Genomic DNA, 14765 nt, shown 5'->3' with positions numbered 1-14765 from the left:
CCATTCCCCTTCTCCTTACCCTTTATAACCGTACATTAAAAGCCTTCGACCGCATTCGGTCGAAGGCTCCATTTTACGTCTTACACCAGTGAACAATACCTGCTGTCTGTTCTACCGCTTCCATTGCCGGTTCCTGTACGGCGATAATAAAACACGTCGCTGGCCCGGATGATTTTTCTATGTTCAGTTCACATTCAAAAGACTTCCCGGTAAGCTGTTCTAGCTCATAACGAATTCCTTTTGATCCAACTGGTACAACCGACTCAACACCTGGCATCGAATAAATTTTTTTAAAAACAGCTAAAGAAGCCACGTCCTCCGGGTTTTCTAAGACTTCCAAACCGACAAGCGGCTTGCCAATAACACCGTACCGTACTGCATTCTGATCAAATTGATTAATAGTACGTACAGCCCTTCCTATGATAACGACGCCTGCGGCGGACTGATTCATAACAAAATTCGACTCAGTGCTGCCGGTCAATTCAAGCGTACAGCCAATTTCTGCTGCCGCTTTTTTAATGCCTTCACATAATAATAGCCATGCAGCGTCTCCAGAAAAATTGTGAACGATCGCCGCAAACGGTTCACCGCCTGCTGCAACGCACTCCATTAGTGCAACACGTGCAGAAAAATAACCAACAGTCTCATATGGAACACGAATGATATCATCCTGCTTATTGCCAACAGCCCCACTATTGTCTGTGGCGATAATGAGTCCATTCGTTCGAATAACGTCACGCATGTAGACGACCATACCGTTTTTCAATAGCCTGTTTGAGACGCGGTATTAAAATAACAGCAATGACACCATTAAAAATCGCCGCCACTGTAATCCCTGGCACTGCCCCGATATAAAATGGAATCCCCATAAGTAAGATAAACGGAGCCGGGGAAATAAATCCATTAAAGAGGATAAACACAGGCAATGCCATCCATTTATGCCTGGATACGTATAATTTACCAAATATCCATACAACGGCTGCCATTTCAAGTGCTACTAAAACATGCAGCGGACCCATCGGAAGTCCACCAATGAGGGCCGAGACAAGATGACCAAATGCTCCGACTAAAGCGCCAGCAGCCGGGCCAAGTAAAACCGCAGCAATTAATGCTGGAAACGAATCAAGCGCCACGCTTGAAATCGGTGCTGGTATTTTGATCATTCCCCCTACAACTGATAAAGCAACAAACAGACCGAGCCAGCTTATTTTTTTCACACTCATTCTTTTTCTTCTTTCCTCTTGCCGCCGCGAAACACTTTTGCACTTCGCACATACTCCACATCTTTCACACCTTCACGAAAGTTAATGACACGTGCAATCGCAAAGAAATAATCAGACAAACGATTCAAATATTTAAGCGTCACTGGATGAATATCGTCTTCCTGACGCATTAACGCGACAACAAGTCGTTCTGCTCGACGTGTAACCGTACGTGCCAGATGAGTCACTGCTGATCCTTTTGAACCGCCTGGTAAAATAAACCGTTCTAATTCCGGAGCCTCCGTAATATACACATCAATTTTCTTTTCCATCTCATCAATCGATTCCTGTTGCAGCTTAAATCCGCGCTTTCCATTTACTGTCGCAAGGTCACCGCCACAGTCAAACAGCTCATGCTGTATCGTTTCCAAATCTGCTAGAATATCTTTAAATTTCGCCGGATCAAGTTCAGTTGCCACCATGCCGACAACTGAATTCAGTTCATCAACAGTCCCGTATGCTTCCACGCGCAAATGATCTTTTCCAACGCGACCGCCAATAATACTCGTTTCACCTTTATCCCCTGTTCTCGTATACAATCTCATCGTTCTTCCCCCTTTATCATTTCGGCAATGCCGTACCAGATCGTATCTACCCGGCTTGAAGCCGCTGCTGCATCCTGAAAACACCATCCTGCCGCATCACGCCAGTGTCGATCAAATGCATTCATCGGCACAATGCCTTTCATCATATCCGTCCCGATTAACACGACATCTCGTTCTTCTTTTTTCCATTGGTCAAGGTCCTTTTTAAACAAAACACGTGCTTCAAATGCACTTTCTGCTTTTTCAAGAAGGATTCTGACATGTCTTTCAAGGCCTTCTAACACAATAATATCTTCTGTAAATTGAGGTACTTGCTTTTCTTGATAAAATGAATGCCATTGATGATCTACTTTATCTAGTCTGTAATACTCTTTTACCCATTGCTTTTTTCCATTGAAGGCACCACCTGTAACGAGATGCATCGCTCACCCCTCCTCATTGCGGAAAGAGAACCTGATAATTCATAGCCCTGTCCGTTATCCGACGTCCAATCTGAAAATGACTTTTCTTCCGGTGCAAACACCGACAATAAATGACGAATAACACCGCCATGCGTTACAATCGCCGTCCGCTGAATGTTCTGCTCTTCCATTTCCGTAAGAACCGTATGAAATGCTTCTTCTATCCGCTCCGCAAATGCAGCATATGAATCTCCGCCTGGTACTTGAATCGTATAATCATTGAGCCAGTCCCGATAAATGGAAAGGTGTTTCAGTTCCGCGTGTGTCTTGTTCTCCCATTCCCCGAAATGGAACTCCCTAAATTCATTTTTTTGATGCGGCATTCGATTCCAAAAAGCATTGGCGGTCTGCACACATCTGGTCAAATCACTGGATACGATCCATTCATAGTCAGGTACCTGCATTCCACGCAATGCCATTAATCCTTCTTCTGTCACATCCACATCGGTCCATCCGCAAAATTGTTTATTTACATTTGCATATGTTACACCGTGACGAAAGAGACCAACAACCACACGATCATCCATAAAAAAAGTTCTGCCCCTTCCTGCGCGGCGCCGAGTAAATCACCCGTTACACCGCCAAATTCTTTTTGCATGCCTTTCTTAATCAAGACAAAATACAATCCCGAACAGCCTAGCATCATCCAGAATAAGGGATACATACTATACATGCTTCCCACGGTTATTATAAAAACCGCATATATATATGGAAGCGACTTTGAGTGACCTTTTTGAAAAAAATACGCCAGTCCCTCTTCTTTTGCCGGTGGCACGTATTGCAAAAACAAACCTGTTAAGATTTGTGCCAAAAACGGGATGAGCAGTATGAACATTGTATTGCTGCTTCCTGCTGCAACCGTTTCATAAATGAATAAAAACTTTGCTGATAATAGCAAAACAAGTGCAAGAACACCGAAGGCACCAGCGCGTGGATCGCTTAAAATAGTAAGTCGGCGCTCTTTATCACGAAATGAAAAATGCGCATCCGCCCAGTCCATCCAACCATCAAGATGAAGGCCTCCTGTAAAGGCAATTGGCAAAAGCCAGACGATAAATGCGGCAGCCAGCGCTGAAAACGGGAGATTCCCTTCTAGAAGAATCCAGAAGACGCCGGCATAAAGCCCCCCCTTTGCAAGGCCTAACAGCGGAAACAAGTGAAGCACTGCTCGCAGTTCCGCTTTCTCCATCGGCAGCGTTTTATGAAGAGGCACTACTGTAAAAAATTGAATAATAATACCCGCTGCATATAAATAGGCTTTCATACGGGACGGCCTTCCAAAATGGCCTCAAACACCGGCCAGTCAAGATGACGACCGAGATGTTCTGCAATTGCATCATACATTTGATCTCTATTCGAAATCACCGGCGCACGTTCTGTCAATCCTTTTGCCCTGCGGATCTGATTTAGCCACTCTGTCCGGAATAAATCATTATAAAATAAATGGTGCAAATACGTGCCAATCACTTTTCCGTCCGTTGATCTATAGCCTTCTTCATAATTTGTACCCCGCATAAACGGTTTGCCGTATACCTTCGTTTCGCCAAAATGAATTTCATAGCCGGATAGCCAAATACCCTGAGCGATACCTTCTGTGCGAACAACCGTTTTTTCTCTTTTAAAAATCGTATCAGCCGGAATAATTCCTAAGCCTATTGCTACTGAATTCATTTTCCCTGTATCAGTGCCTTCTGGATCAGAAAGAGTTTGGCCCATCAATTGAAATCCGCCGCACAGCCCGGCAACGACACCGCCCCCTTTTGCAAAGGAGACAATTTGCTTATCAAGACCGGTATCTTTTAGAAAAACAAGATCAGCGAGCGTGCTTTTCGTTCCAGGGATAATGACGGCATCCGGTGATCCGAATGAAGCAACAGACTGTACCCAGCGCACATTCACATCTTCTTCACGTGCAAACGGTTCAATGTCGCTTCCATTTGAAATATACGGGAGGCGGATGACAGCGATATCAATTGCCGCGTTATTCCGCCTAAGATCGCAAATTGATAACGAATCTTCCCCTTCAAGTGCATGGTCTGGTAAAAACGGCAGTACCGCCAGCACAGGTATTCCGGTATACTTTTCCAGCCACACCTTCCCTTCTTCAAAGAAGCTTGCTTCCCCATGAAACCGGTTAACGATAATCCCTTTTATACGTGCCCGCTCATGGTCTTCTAACAGCGTAAGCGTACCGACGATTGACGCAAACAGTCCGCCCCGATCAATATCCGCGGTCAGTATGACCGGTACATCAGCTATTTCCGCCGTTTTCATATTTACAACTTCCCGTTTTTTTAAATTCATTTCTACCGGGCTGCCTGCTCCTTCAATAATTATTACATCGCCAAGTTTACTTACTTCTTGCAGCCCCTGCTTGATCGCCGCAATTGCCCGTTCGTAATAATCTGTCCGATACGCCATTCCCGACATAACTTCAAGCCGCTCCCCAAACAAGACAATTTCAGATGATCCATTTCCCGACGGCTTTAGCAAAAGCGGATTCATGCAAGGCCTTGCTTCCAAACCTGCTGCTTCTGCCTGAAGTCCTTGTGCTCTGCCTATTTCTTTTCCGTCCACCGTTACGTATGAATTATTCGATACATTTTGTGGTTTAAATGGCACCGGCCGATAACCTTTTTCTCTAAGAAGGCGGCAAAGCGCTGTTGCGATAAAACTTTTTCCTGCATCCGACGATGTCCCTTGAATCATCACACCACGCAAGTTCCCACTCCTTTCTTCACAACCTTGATACCATGTTCCACAAGCACTGCTAAATCACTTTCTTTTACAATCTTCTGATGAATCCATCCGAGTGTTTTCATATAATCAGCCGTTAAATCAGTCACCGGCACCTCAAACGACAGCTCATTTGAAACAACGATAACCGTTTTTGCCCTTTTATGAACGTCAAGAATGCCATTCGTAATCCTAGCACCTGCTTCAAATACTGATTTATCTTCACGAAAATATTCACCGGCAAGAAGCGTCGTTACGCAGTCAATAAGCACCGTATCATTTGGTTCAATAGAAATGTCCGCAATATCAACAGACTGTTCAATTGTTAACCACATGTAACCGGAATTTGCTCGGCGCTCGCGGTGATAAAAAATACGCTCATTCATTTCTGCATCGGACCTCGATCCACAGGCGACGTATATAAGACGCCCTTCCGGATGAACGTGCTGCATCGCAATTTGTTCAGAAATATCACTTTTTCCGCTCCGGACACCTCCGGAAATAAAGATCAGCATTTATTTCTCCATTCTATGAGCGCTTCAATCAGCTGGTTGTTATCCTGCTCTTTTTTTACAGCAGTTCTAAGCCATCGTCCATTCAGCCCGCGGAAGTTTTCCGTGTGACGAAGAACGATCCCCCGTTCCATTAAAAAGTGAAGAAGCGGTTTTTGATCATCCAGTGCCGGGTCTTTCAATAAATAAAAGTTAACGGATGACGGCAGTATATGAAAGCCTAGCCGTTCCAATTGAGCTTTCATTCTCGTTCGTTCATTATCAATCCAGGGCCTCGTTTTTGCCGCATGCTCATTATCACAAGCAATTTCTTCTGCGACTTGCAGTGCGATCGCATTCATATTCCAGGGCGGGCGGTAGTTTTTCAATTGACGGATAATCGTTTCAGAAGCAATGACATAGCCAATACGCAGACCCGCGACTGCGTACATTTTTGTCAGCGAATGCATAACAGCAAGATGCGGAAATTCATTCACGTATTTCACAAGCGAATCGTCACTTGCAAAATCATAAAACGCTTCATCGATTACGATTAAAGCATTTAATTGTCTCGTTTTTTCAAGCAGCAAAAGGAGCTCCTTTTCTTGAAAAGACTGGCCTGTCGGATTATTCGGTGTGCATAAAAAGAGCACAGCAGCTTCGGCCGCTTTTTCAACGAGTTCATTGATTGGCAGTTGCCAGCTGTCAATCGATACGGGTACAAATTCAATCAGGCAGTTGTAAGCCTTACACGCGTCTTCATATTCAGAGAATGACGGTGTACAGATCACCGCTTTTTGACCTGCGGCATATCGGGCTATAAAGTGAATAATTTCTGCCGCGCCATTTCCGAGTAAAACCTGGTCATGTGCGACGGTAAATTGTTCGGCAATAGATGCGACAGCTTTGTGACCGGTCGGGTCCGGATAGTCTTCAATGGTATGCAAAAGAACCGGCCATTTTTCTTTTAGCCAGCTTGGCGGACCGAATGGGTTTGTATTCACACTAAAGTCAAGAACATTCTTTGGTTCGGTAACACCCGATGCTTTATATAAATGGGACGGGTTCGCCCCATGTGATGGCAATTTCATAAACGCACACTCCTGCTAGAAACATAACCACGAATAAGTACGTGGCCCGTTTCATTAATATGGCGGCTTCCAAAATGTGTTCAGCACGGCGCTCCTTAATCGGGTCACCTATGCAGGGACGATTTGAGACAATGCCTTTATACGTATTTAAACCACCCAGTTCAATTTGTAAAAGGCCAGCCACTGCCGCTTCACACCAGCCGCTGTTTGGTGATGGATGTTTTTTCGCATCACGTATGACTATGTGCCAAGCCTGCCGGCGAATAGCTACCTGTTTGTCTGCCGCGGCCACAAGTAGGAAAGCCGTTACCCGGGCTGGAACATAATTAATGATATCATCAAAACGTGCTGATGCTTTACCGAATTGTTCATATGTATCGTTCCGGTAGCCGACCATGGAGTCGCACGTGTTGACTGCTCTATATAAAAGCGCTGCCGGCCCCCCGCCAATCATTGCCCAAAATAATGGAGCGATGACACCATCTGACGTATTTTCAGCGATCGTTTCCACCGCACCGCGTGTGATCTCACCTTCATCAAGGGTATCTGTATCACGTCCAACAATCCATGATAGTTTGCGGCGTGCTTCGTTCACATCCCCATCTATAAGCGGCTGATAAACGTCCATGCCCGCTTCTTCCAAACTGCGCGGTGCAATCGAGGCCCAGATCATGATCGCTTCGATCAGAATCTGGATGCTTGGATGTATTCGTGATGCGATAGACAAAACAACAATTGAAACGGCCGCTGTGACGGCGAGAATAGCGATGAGCAGCGCAATCCCTTTTTCAAAACGATAGGTGCCTTTGTTCCATTTTATGTCCAGCATTGCAATGAAATGTCCAAACCATTTAACCGGGTGGGGGGCACTTTTGGGATCACCAATTAAACGATCAAGAATGAGTGCCGCAATAATAGCGATAGCATGAGAAATCATTGCATTGCCTTTCTACGGCTGCTTTTTTCAAGTGCTTCTTTCACACTTTCGTACACGGCTCGGCCAATAGCAATGCCTAGCGGTGTAATCGAGCCGGCAAATTGCTGGTATGCACCTCGCTGTGTAGCCGCAATCAGTATGCTGTCAGTTGATGTGCCGGTCGCAATGGTGCCAGTTTCAGGATCACGCACGCACGCATCAGCGAGTGCTTTCGCTTTCGCTTCTGTCGCGGTCATGAGCCCTTGAACAAAAGCTTCTTCGGATAACTTGCCATTGGCAAATACCCAAATGTTGATTGTGCCGGGTTTATTCCATTCTTTCCAGCTAGCACGCGGCCTCGCTACATCGATGGCGTTGCCAACACCTGCTGTAGCGACGACGAACACGGATACACCATCCTGAATTTCACGACGGTACGCTGCATCGTCCATTTTTACCGCTGTCATCATGCCAACAGTTTCATTCAAGTCAAACCCCCGTTCCCGAAAGTAATTCGCTGCTTCTTCTTCAAAGTTATCCAGATTGTAGTTTTTATCGACGTGCCGGTTGACGAACGCACGGCGCCATCCCCAACCAGCTCCAATGACACCAGATGATAATGTTTTTAATGGAACAGGGGGGCGAATCGAAATATAGTCACTGTGCCATTCCAGTAATTCTTCTCCAATTTCAATCGGCTGCACGTCTCCTTGTTCAGGCAGCAAACTCATTTGCGGCTTTGGCACTTCTGGATGGGGCTGTTGCTGCACATCCGTATCGTATACGTCATGGATGTGCTGCTCAATCATAATATCAGTAGGCTTTCCAATGATATGAATACACCCTTCATTCATAAGCAAAAGCCGATCACAATATAAAGAAGATAAATTTAAATCGTGAAAAATCGAAATAACTGTTAAACCGTCTGCCGTCATTCTTTTCAATAAATCAAGCAGTTCTTTTTGAAAAGATAAATCCAAATGATTCGTTGGTTCATCCAATAATAAAATTTCTGGCTCCTGCGCCAATGCCTGGGCAAGGAATACACGCTGCCTCTCCCCCCCGGACAGATCAGACAATGGTTTGTCTGCAAATAAAGAGGTTCCCGTTTGATTCATCGCTTCCTGCACAGCCGTTTCATCTTTATCAGTCCATGATTTAAAAAATCCGGTTTGATGCGCATATCGGCCGAGCGATACTGTTTCTTTGACTGTATAGGCAAACTGGCTCGATGTCATTTGTGGAAGCACTGCAACGACGCGTGCTAATTCTTTCGGTGCATAAGTTGAAAGCGGCTTTTCTTTCACAACAATCGTGCCGGATGCCGGCTTTGTTAACCCGCTGATCATATTCAGTAAAGTCGTTTTCCCACTCCCGTTTGGCCCGAGAATGCCGAATAGTTCTCCCTGTTTAACAGAAAAGGATACGCCGCGGACAATTAGCCCGCTTCCGTATCCTCCTGAAAGCTCGTTTACTTGCAGCATCACGCGACGCCCCCTTTTCGTTTTTTGTTTAATAAAATTAGTGCAAATACCGGTGCCCCAATCAGCGACGTAATGACACCAATCGGCAGCTCAGTCGGTGAAATAATCGTACGAGCGGTTAAATCAGCCATCATTAAAAATCCGGCACCAATAATCATGGAAAGCGGCAGCAGATGCCGATGATCAGGTCCAATAAGAAGACGGACAAGATGTGGAATAACAAGACCGACAAAACCAATTGTTCCTGATACTGCAACTGCCGCACCGGTTAAAACCGAACCCGCAATAAGAACCATTATTTTTTTCCGTTGAACATTCACACCGAGATGTTTCGCTTTTTCTTCGCCAAATGACATTGCATTTAATTCTGGTGCCATATATATCAAAAGCAGTGCACCGGCGATAAAAAATGGTGTCATAAGCTTCACATATGGCCATCCGCGCATTGAAACGCTGCCAAGCAGCCAGTTAATAATCTGCCGCAGTTCTTCTCCAGTGAGTGCAATCATCAATGAAATAAATGAACCAAGAAACGCGCTGAAAATAATGCCTGTTAAAATAATCGTTTCAAGCTTCATTGACCGTTCAATCGTCTGTGCAAACAAAAGCACACAAAAGATCGTTAAAATGGCTGCTGCCACACTGACAACCGGCAGCGTAAATTCGCCGAGAAACGGAATCGAGACGTGAAAAAACAGCACAAATACTGCACCGACTGATGCCCCGGAAGAAATGCCAAGTGTATATGGATCAGCCAGCGGATTACGGAGCAGTCCTTGAAAAGCAGCTCCCGCAATCGCCAATGAAGCCCCAATTAAACCAGCAAGCACTACACGAGGAAACCGGATTTTCCAGACAATATTGTCAATAGAGGCGTCTATCGACAGCCCCGTTCCGAATAAATGATGCGCTAAAATCGCAGCAATATGCCGAAAGGGGACATGTATCGTTCCAACTGCCGTTCCTAGAAAGATAGCCGCCATAAGAAACAACAATGAAAAAGTGTACGCCGTTTTTTTACTCTGCAAAAACGTCCGGGTAGACCGCTTCCGCAATTGATTCAGCTCCTTCTGCAAGACGAGGGCCTGTCCGGCTCGTAATATCCGCATTCACTTCAATGACTTCTTTATTTTTCACTGCATTCACGTTATCCCAGCCTTCACGAGTCAACACGCCATCAACCGCTTTTTCCACATAAGAGCCGTAATTCAGTAAAATAACATCCGGATTTTTTTCAATTACCGCTTCTTCCGTTACTTGCGGCCATCCTTCTTGATCTGCCATCGTATTTTCAACGTTGATCAGCTCAAAAATTTCATTTAAATAAGTGCCACTTCCTGTTGTGTAAAGTGATGGATCAACTTCAAAAAAGACACTTTTCACGTCTTCTTCTTTAATAGCGGCTGCTTTTTCTTCAAGTGCTGCAAAATTCGCTTTTAATTCTTTTACTGCCGTTTCTGCTTCTGCGGTTGTCCCAGTTGCTTCTCCAATCATTTCAAACGAATTGTACATTTCATCGATCGTGTCTGCGTTATTAATGACAAGGACATCGATACCTGCATCGCGAAGCTGCTGAATACCTGTTTCAGCAGCGGCACCCGCAGAATCATGTGCCAAAACAAGATCGGGATCAAGACTGATAATTTTTTCAACGTTAAACTCCATACCGCCGACTTTTTCTTTCGTTTTTACATCTTCCGGATATGTATCATTATCGGATACACCGACGATTTCTTCACCAAGACCTAATTCATATACGATCTCCGTATTGCTTGGTGTTAATGTGACAATGCGTTCTGGAGCTGCTTCAATTTCAACCTCCTGATCGTCCGCTCCTGTTACAGTCAGCGGAAAAGCGTCTGATTCTACCTGTGATTCCTGGTCGTTTGTTGTTTCTAGCGTTTCTGCTTCCTCGGATCCGCATCCTGCTAGTAAAGCCGCTGACAATCCAAGTGTCATCCATGTTTTATTCATCATAATTTCCTCCTTTTTGGAAAATAAAAACGCCTCTACTTGGTAGAGGCGCGTGAAAGACAGGTAGACCTGTCTTTCACACCACCTATCCGCGCAGGTTGTCGGTGCATCGTTCCATGGCAGGTCTCCTGGCTTATGTTCATCGCAAAAAACGCCTTCCCGTGTGTTTCACAGTGGCATCTTGTTTTTTGCTCCCATTTACAGTGGCGGGACCGCGCTGGAATTTCACCAGCTTCCCTTTTAAGAAACCGCTATTTGCGGGTTCACCTGGATACGTTTATATGTATGTTTTCTATTAAAGCTCATTATACACGAAAAAAGAGATCGGTCATAATTTCAGAAAATTCTGTTTTAAAAGGAAGTATATGTTTAGTCTGTAGGGAATAGTGGTATAGGCTAATATATTGCAAAGGATGGAGGCATTTATAATGGGACCCTTAACAGTCATTATCCTTTTTCTTATTATTATGGTCGTTGGTTTCTTTTTCGTTTATTTTCTCCGTGGCTCATTTGATACCAGTGACTCGAACCGAATTGATAAGTTTCCGGGCAATGATAATGATAGCTATTTGATCGGCCATCATTCATCATCACCTGAACAAAAATTGTAATGTGACTCCCTGTCTGTTATAGACAGGGTTTTTATTTAGAGGCTCTGTTGTGGAAAAAGAAGAGAACATGACTTTTTTACAGGAGGAAACAAAATGAAACGGGTCATTGGGTTATTCGAAAGCGAAATTGATGTCATTCGAAAAATAGAAGATTTGAAAGTGAAAGGTTTCAATCCGGCGAAAATAACCGCTCTTACAAAAGATGCGGATTTTTATTTAACGATCCAAAATTGGACAGAAGCAAGCGTTGAAACAGCTGGCCCTTCATTGGCAGAGAAGATAAAATCGATGTTTTCACGAGAAAAACCGGTGAAAGATTCATTAATCGAATTTGGTTTATCCGAAGAAGACGCAGAGAAATATCACGAAGGGCTTGCAAAAGAAAAAGTGCTGCTCGTCACAGACGAACAGCCTCCCGGTACTGTATAAACAAGGCATTTGCTGCCGCTCCTTCTGCACCTGGAAACACCCTGTTTCCCAGTGAAGAAAGCGGCACAATTTCTTGAATAGAATTTGTGACAAATGCTTCATCTGCTGCATACACCTCTTCCGGACGATACAATCCTTCTTCTATATTCATTCCGGCTTCTTGTGCGATTTTCATGATGAACTGCCGCGTTATTCCTGCTAAAATACCGGTTTCAAGTGCGGGCGTATAAAGCGTATTTTGTTGTGTCCAAAAAATATTAGAAACAATGCCTTCTGCCACATGACCATTCCCTGTCAAAAATATCCCTTCAACTTTAGGATCATTTCCAACTTCACGTTTGCCAAAGACATTATTTAAATAATGGTGCGATTTTAGCCGATAATGGCCTTCTGGGCTGTTCCGACGCAGCGTTAACCATTCCCCTTTTTTTTCCGTGAGTGTTTCTACATTATGGAGTGGTTTTTGAAAGACGATCACATTCGGATTTTGATACAATGCTGTTTGCAATCCAATTTCACCATTCCCAGCCGAAACGTTTAAACGAATATAGGCATTTTCCCATCCATTAGCTTCAAAAAGTCTTCTTAACATTTTTTCAATATCACTTCGATTTAATTGCAGGTCAATATTTAATTCTATCAAACTTTCATTTAGACGGAAAAGATGCTCATCTAATAAAAATGGCCTGCCATTATATATGCGAAACGTTTCAAAAACGCCAATTCCGTATAAAAATCCATGATCAAATGGGGAAATACGGACCTCTTCATTTTTGATGATTTCCCCATTTACGTACGTGTACATAGCATGCCTCCATAGGTAGCTATAAAATTTTGCAGCATCTCTTTCCCGTATTCGGTCATGATTGATTCAGGATGAAATTGAACCGATTCGATGGCAAATTCTTTATGACGGAGCGCCATGATTTCTCCTTCTTCTGTCCAAGCAGATACCTCGAAGCAGTCAGGCAGCGTTTCTTTTTTGACAATAAGCGAATGATAACGTGTCGCCCTAAAGGGGTTTGGTAAATTTTCGAATATAGTTTTTCCATCATGGAAAACAAGAGACGTTTTCCCATGCATAAGCCGTTCCGCACGAATGACATCACCGCCGAGCGCCTGCGCAATCGACTGCTGACCAAGACATACGCCAAATAATGGAATCTTTCCGGCGAATTTCACGACCGCTTCCATGCTAATGCCCGCCTCGTCTGGCGTGCATGGGCCGGGGGATATCATCACAAAATCGGGACTCATCTCGGCAATTTGATCGGTTGTCACTTGATCATTGCGGCGCACAACAAGTTCATGGCCAAGTTCACCTAAATATTGTACAAGATTGTATGTAAATGAGTCGTAGTTATCGATCATAAAAATCATTGCGTATCCTCCGCCATTTCCATCGCTTTTAACATTGCAGCTGCTTTTTTAAGCGACTCTTTATACTCATATTCTGGTTTAGAATCAATGACAATGCCGGCTCCAGCCTGCACATAGCCATATCCTTTGGCTGCAAGCATCGTCCGGATGACAATATTCAGCTCCATGTCGCCGTTGTAGCTAATCCAGCCAATCGATCCTGTATAAATGCCTCGCTGTACGGGTTCAAGCTCTTCAATAATTTCCATCGTTCTTACTTTAGGCGCACCAGTAATTGTGCCTCCAGGAAATACTGCATCGATAACATCCGCATTCGTTTTCCCTTCAACGAGTTCCCCGCGTACGTTTGACACGATGTGCATCACATGTGAATATTTTTCAATGACCATGAATTCATTGACTTCAACCGTTCCATATCGGGACACGCGGCCAAGATCATTGCGTTCTAAATCGACAAGCATCACATGTTCCGCCCGCTCTTTTTCATTGTTGATTAATTCTGCTGCAAGCTGCTCGTCTTCCCTATCGTCTTTTCCGCGAGAACGCGTTCCGGCAATCGGACGTGTCGAAAGGCTGGTACCATTTTTCTTCACAAGCAGTTCCGGGGACCCGGATACAATTTGAAAATCAGGTGTTTGAACGTACGCCATATACGGCGATGGATTCAATTCACGCAATTTCGCATAAACCGCAAGCGGAGGCACATCGAGTGTTTTCGACCGACGTACCGATAAATTGACTTGGAATACATCTCCTGCTGCAATGTATTCACGCACTTGCTCGACAGCCTGTTTAAACAGCTCTTCTGGGAACGATACGTCCGTATGGCTTTGCGATTTGGCAGGCGGCCAATGGACAGGTTCAGCCAAGTCTAGCCAACTAGCGAACAATTCATCCAGGCCCTCTTCCGTTTGACCCATTTTCATGACGAATAATTCATTCGTTTCATGATCAAACGCCGCCCATTCATCAAACAGTAAAAACTGGATCTCTGGAAGATCAATGTCTTGCTTCGCTATTCGAGGAAGTGTCTCAATGAACCGGACATAATCGTAACTGATCCAGCCAATCGCACCGCCTTGAAAGTCTGGTAGATCGTCCCGTTTCGATATGCTTCGCTCATTTAAAAGCTGGGTCAACCTATGAAGCGGGTTCCCCTTCAACAGCTTTTCTTGCCCTTTTTCCTGCACAAGCAGTCCTTCAGCTGTTGACGTCGCAATAGCTGTTGGTTTCATTCCCGCAAAGCTATAGCGCCCCCCTCGCCCGCTTTCGAGCAAGGCATGATACATTTCATTTTTCGTTAATGCTGTATATTGAGTAAAAAACTGATTTTTATTGTAGTTTGTTTTACGGTAAAAAATATTCACGTGGTGCCACCTTTCACA

The 14765-nt window shown here is 44.5% G+C and carries 18 protein-coding genes and 1 riboswitch; of the genes, 2 read left to right on the top strand and 16 right to left on the bottom strand.

The genetic code is table 11. The features are described from left to right. Positions 1-73: 73 nt before the first annotated feature. Genes ACZYRN_RS15105 through ACZYRN_RS15045 form a run of 13 tightly spaced genes read right to left on the bottom strand, consistent with a single transcriptional unit; the run spans position 74 to position 10960 of the window. The gene (locus ACZYRN_RS15105; RefSeq protein WP_488912454.1) at positions 74-742 is read right to left on the bottom strand and encodes an ATP-binding protein; all 669 of its coding nucleotides are present in this window, start codon (positions 740-742) and stop codon (positions 74-76) included. Next, on the bottom strand, positions 735-1223 hold the full coding sequence (locus ACZYRN_RS15100; protein WP_488912453.1) for an ECF transporter S component: 489 nt from the start codon (positions 1221-1223) through the stop codon (positions 735-737). Before ACZYRN_RS15100 ends, ACZYRN_RS15105 begins: the two co-directional genes overlap by 8 nt. Then, the gene (locus ACZYRN_RS15095) at positions 1220-1807 is read right to left on the bottom strand and encodes a cob(I)yrinic acid a,c-diamide adenosyltransferase (RefSeq protein WP_488912452.1); all 588 of its coding nucleotides are present in this window, start codon (positions 1805-1807) and stop codon (positions 1220-1222) included. The genes ACZYRN_RS15100 and ACZYRN_RS15095 overlap by 4 nt, the downstream gene beginning before the upstream one ends. After that, on the bottom strand, positions 1804-2229 hold the full coding sequence (locus ACZYRN_RS15090) for a bifunctional adenosylcobinamide kinase/adenosylcobinamide-phosphate guanylyltransferase (RefSeq protein WP_488912451.1): 426 nt from the start codon (positions 2227-2229) through the stop codon (positions 1804-1806). Before ACZYRN_RS15090 ends, ACZYRN_RS15095 begins: the two co-directional genes overlap by 4 nt. After that, positions 2181-2795, bottom strand: coding sequence for a histidine phosphatase family protein (locus tag ACZYRN_RS15085; protein ID WP_488912450.1), 615 nt, complete (start codon positions 2793-2795; stop codon positions 2181-2183). The genes ACZYRN_RS15090 and ACZYRN_RS15085 overlap by 49 nt, the downstream gene beginning before the upstream one ends. Next, entirely contained in the window at positions 2753-3532 is a 780-nt protein-coding gene (locus tag ACZYRN_RS15080; protein WP_488912449.1) for an adenosylcobinamide-GDP ribazoletransferase, read from the bottom strand. The genes ACZYRN_RS15085 and ACZYRN_RS15080 overlap by 43 nt, the downstream gene beginning before the upstream one ends. Beyond that, the gene (locus ACZYRN_RS15075; protein ID WP_488912447.1) at positions 3529-4989 is read right to left on the bottom strand and encodes a cobyric acid synthase; all 1461 of its coding nucleotides are present in this window, start codon (positions 4987-4989) and stop codon (positions 3529-3531) included. The genes ACZYRN_RS15080 and ACZYRN_RS15075 overlap by 4 nt, the downstream gene beginning before the upstream one ends. Continuing rightward, positions 4977-5519 (bottom strand): bifunctional adenosylcobinamide kinase/adenosylcobinamide-phosphate guanylyltransferase, encoded by a 543-nt coding sequence (locus ACZYRN_RS15070; protein ID WP_488912446.1) that lies wholly within the window; start codon positions 5517-5519, stop codon positions 4977-4979. Before ACZYRN_RS15070 ends, ACZYRN_RS15075 begins: the two co-directional genes overlap by 13 nt. Then, positions 5513-6586, bottom strand: coding sequence for a threonine-phosphate decarboxylase CobD (cobD, locus tag ACZYRN_RS15065; protein WP_488912445.1), 1074 nt, complete (start codon positions 6584-6586; stop codon positions 5513-5515). The genes ACZYRN_RS15070 and cobD overlap by 7 nt, the downstream gene beginning before the upstream one ends. Next, positions 6543-7523, bottom strand: coding sequence for an adenosylcobinamide-phosphate synthase CbiB (gene cbiB / locus ACZYRN_RS15060; RefSeq protein WP_488912444.1), 981 nt, complete (start codon positions 7521-7523; stop codon positions 6543-6545). The genes cobD and cbiB overlap by 44 nt, the downstream gene beginning before the upstream one ends. Continuing rightward, positions 7520-8986 carry an adenosylcobinamide amidohydrolase gene (locus tag ACZYRN_RS15055; protein ID WP_488912442.1) on the bottom strand — a complete coding sequence of 489 codons (1467 nt, stop codon included), beginning with the start codon at positions 8984-8986 and terminating at the stop codon, positions 7520-7522. Before ACZYRN_RS15055 ends, cbiB begins: the two co-directional genes overlap by 4 nt. After that, positions 8986-10041: a FecCD family ABC transporter permease gene (locus ACZYRN_RS15050; protein ID WP_488912440.1), complete on the bottom strand. Its 1056-nt coding sequence runs from the start codon at positions 10039-10041 to the stop codon at positions 8986-8988. Before ACZYRN_RS15050 ends, ACZYRN_RS15055 begins: the two co-directional genes overlap by 1 nt. Next, positions 10004-10960 (bottom strand): ABC transporter substrate-binding protein, encoded by a 957-nt coding sequence (locus ACZYRN_RS15045; RefSeq protein WP_488912439.1) that lies wholly within the window; start codon positions 10958-10960, stop codon positions 10004-10006. The genes ACZYRN_RS15050 and ACZYRN_RS15045 overlap by 38 nt, the downstream gene beginning before the upstream one ends. A 101-nt stretch (positions 10961-11061) precedes the next feature. Further along, positions 11062-11246: riboswitch (cobalamin riboswitch) on the bottom strand. 142 nt (positions 11247-11388) lie between these two features. Between ACZYRN_RS15045 and ACZYRN_RS15040 the strand changes: the two genes are divergently transcribed. Together ACZYRN_RS15040 and ACZYRN_RS15035 are read left to right on the top strand one after the other, a co-directional pair. After that, positions 11389-11571: a hypothetical protein gene (locus ACZYRN_RS15040; protein ID WP_488912438.1), complete on the top strand. Its 183-nt coding sequence runs from the start codon at positions 11389-11391 to the stop codon at positions 11569-11571. A gap of 93 nt (positions 11572-11664) precedes the next feature. Further along, entirely contained in the window at positions 11665-12000 is a 336-nt protein-coding gene (locus tag ACZYRN_RS15035; protein WP_488912437.1) for a general stress protein, read from the top strand. On the opposite strand, the gene pabC is transcribed toward ACZYRN_RS15035, so the two are convergent. Genes pabC through ACZYRN_RS15020 form a run of 3 tightly spaced genes read right to left on the bottom strand, consistent with a single transcriptional unit; the run spans position 11969 to position 14747 of the window. Continuing rightward, on the bottom strand, positions 11969-12805 hold the full coding sequence (gene pabC / locus ACZYRN_RS15030; protein ID WP_488912436.1) for an aminodeoxychorismate lyase: 837 nt from the start codon (positions 12803-12805) through the stop codon (positions 11969-11971). The genes ACZYRN_RS15035 and pabC overlap by 32 nt on opposite strands. After that, a complete protein-coding gene (gene pabA / locus ACZYRN_RS15025; RefSeq protein ID WP_488912435.1) occupies positions 12790-13380 on the bottom strand; it encodes an aminodeoxychorismate/anthranilate synthase component II in 591 nt (196 codons plus the stop codon). Before pabA ends, pabC begins: the two co-directional genes overlap by 16 nt. Beyond that, a complete protein-coding gene (locus tag ACZYRN_RS15020; RefSeq protein WP_488912434.1) occupies positions 13377-14747 on the bottom strand; it encodes an anthranilate synthase component I family protein in 1371 nt (456 codons plus the stop codon). Before ACZYRN_RS15020 ends, pabA begins: the two co-directional genes overlap by 4 nt. Positions 14748-14765: the final 18 nt, after the last annotated feature.

It is taken from the genome of Domibacillus sp. F004 (genome assembly GCF_057814295.1).
This window is presented reverse-complemented; position numbering and strand designations above follow the sequence as displayed.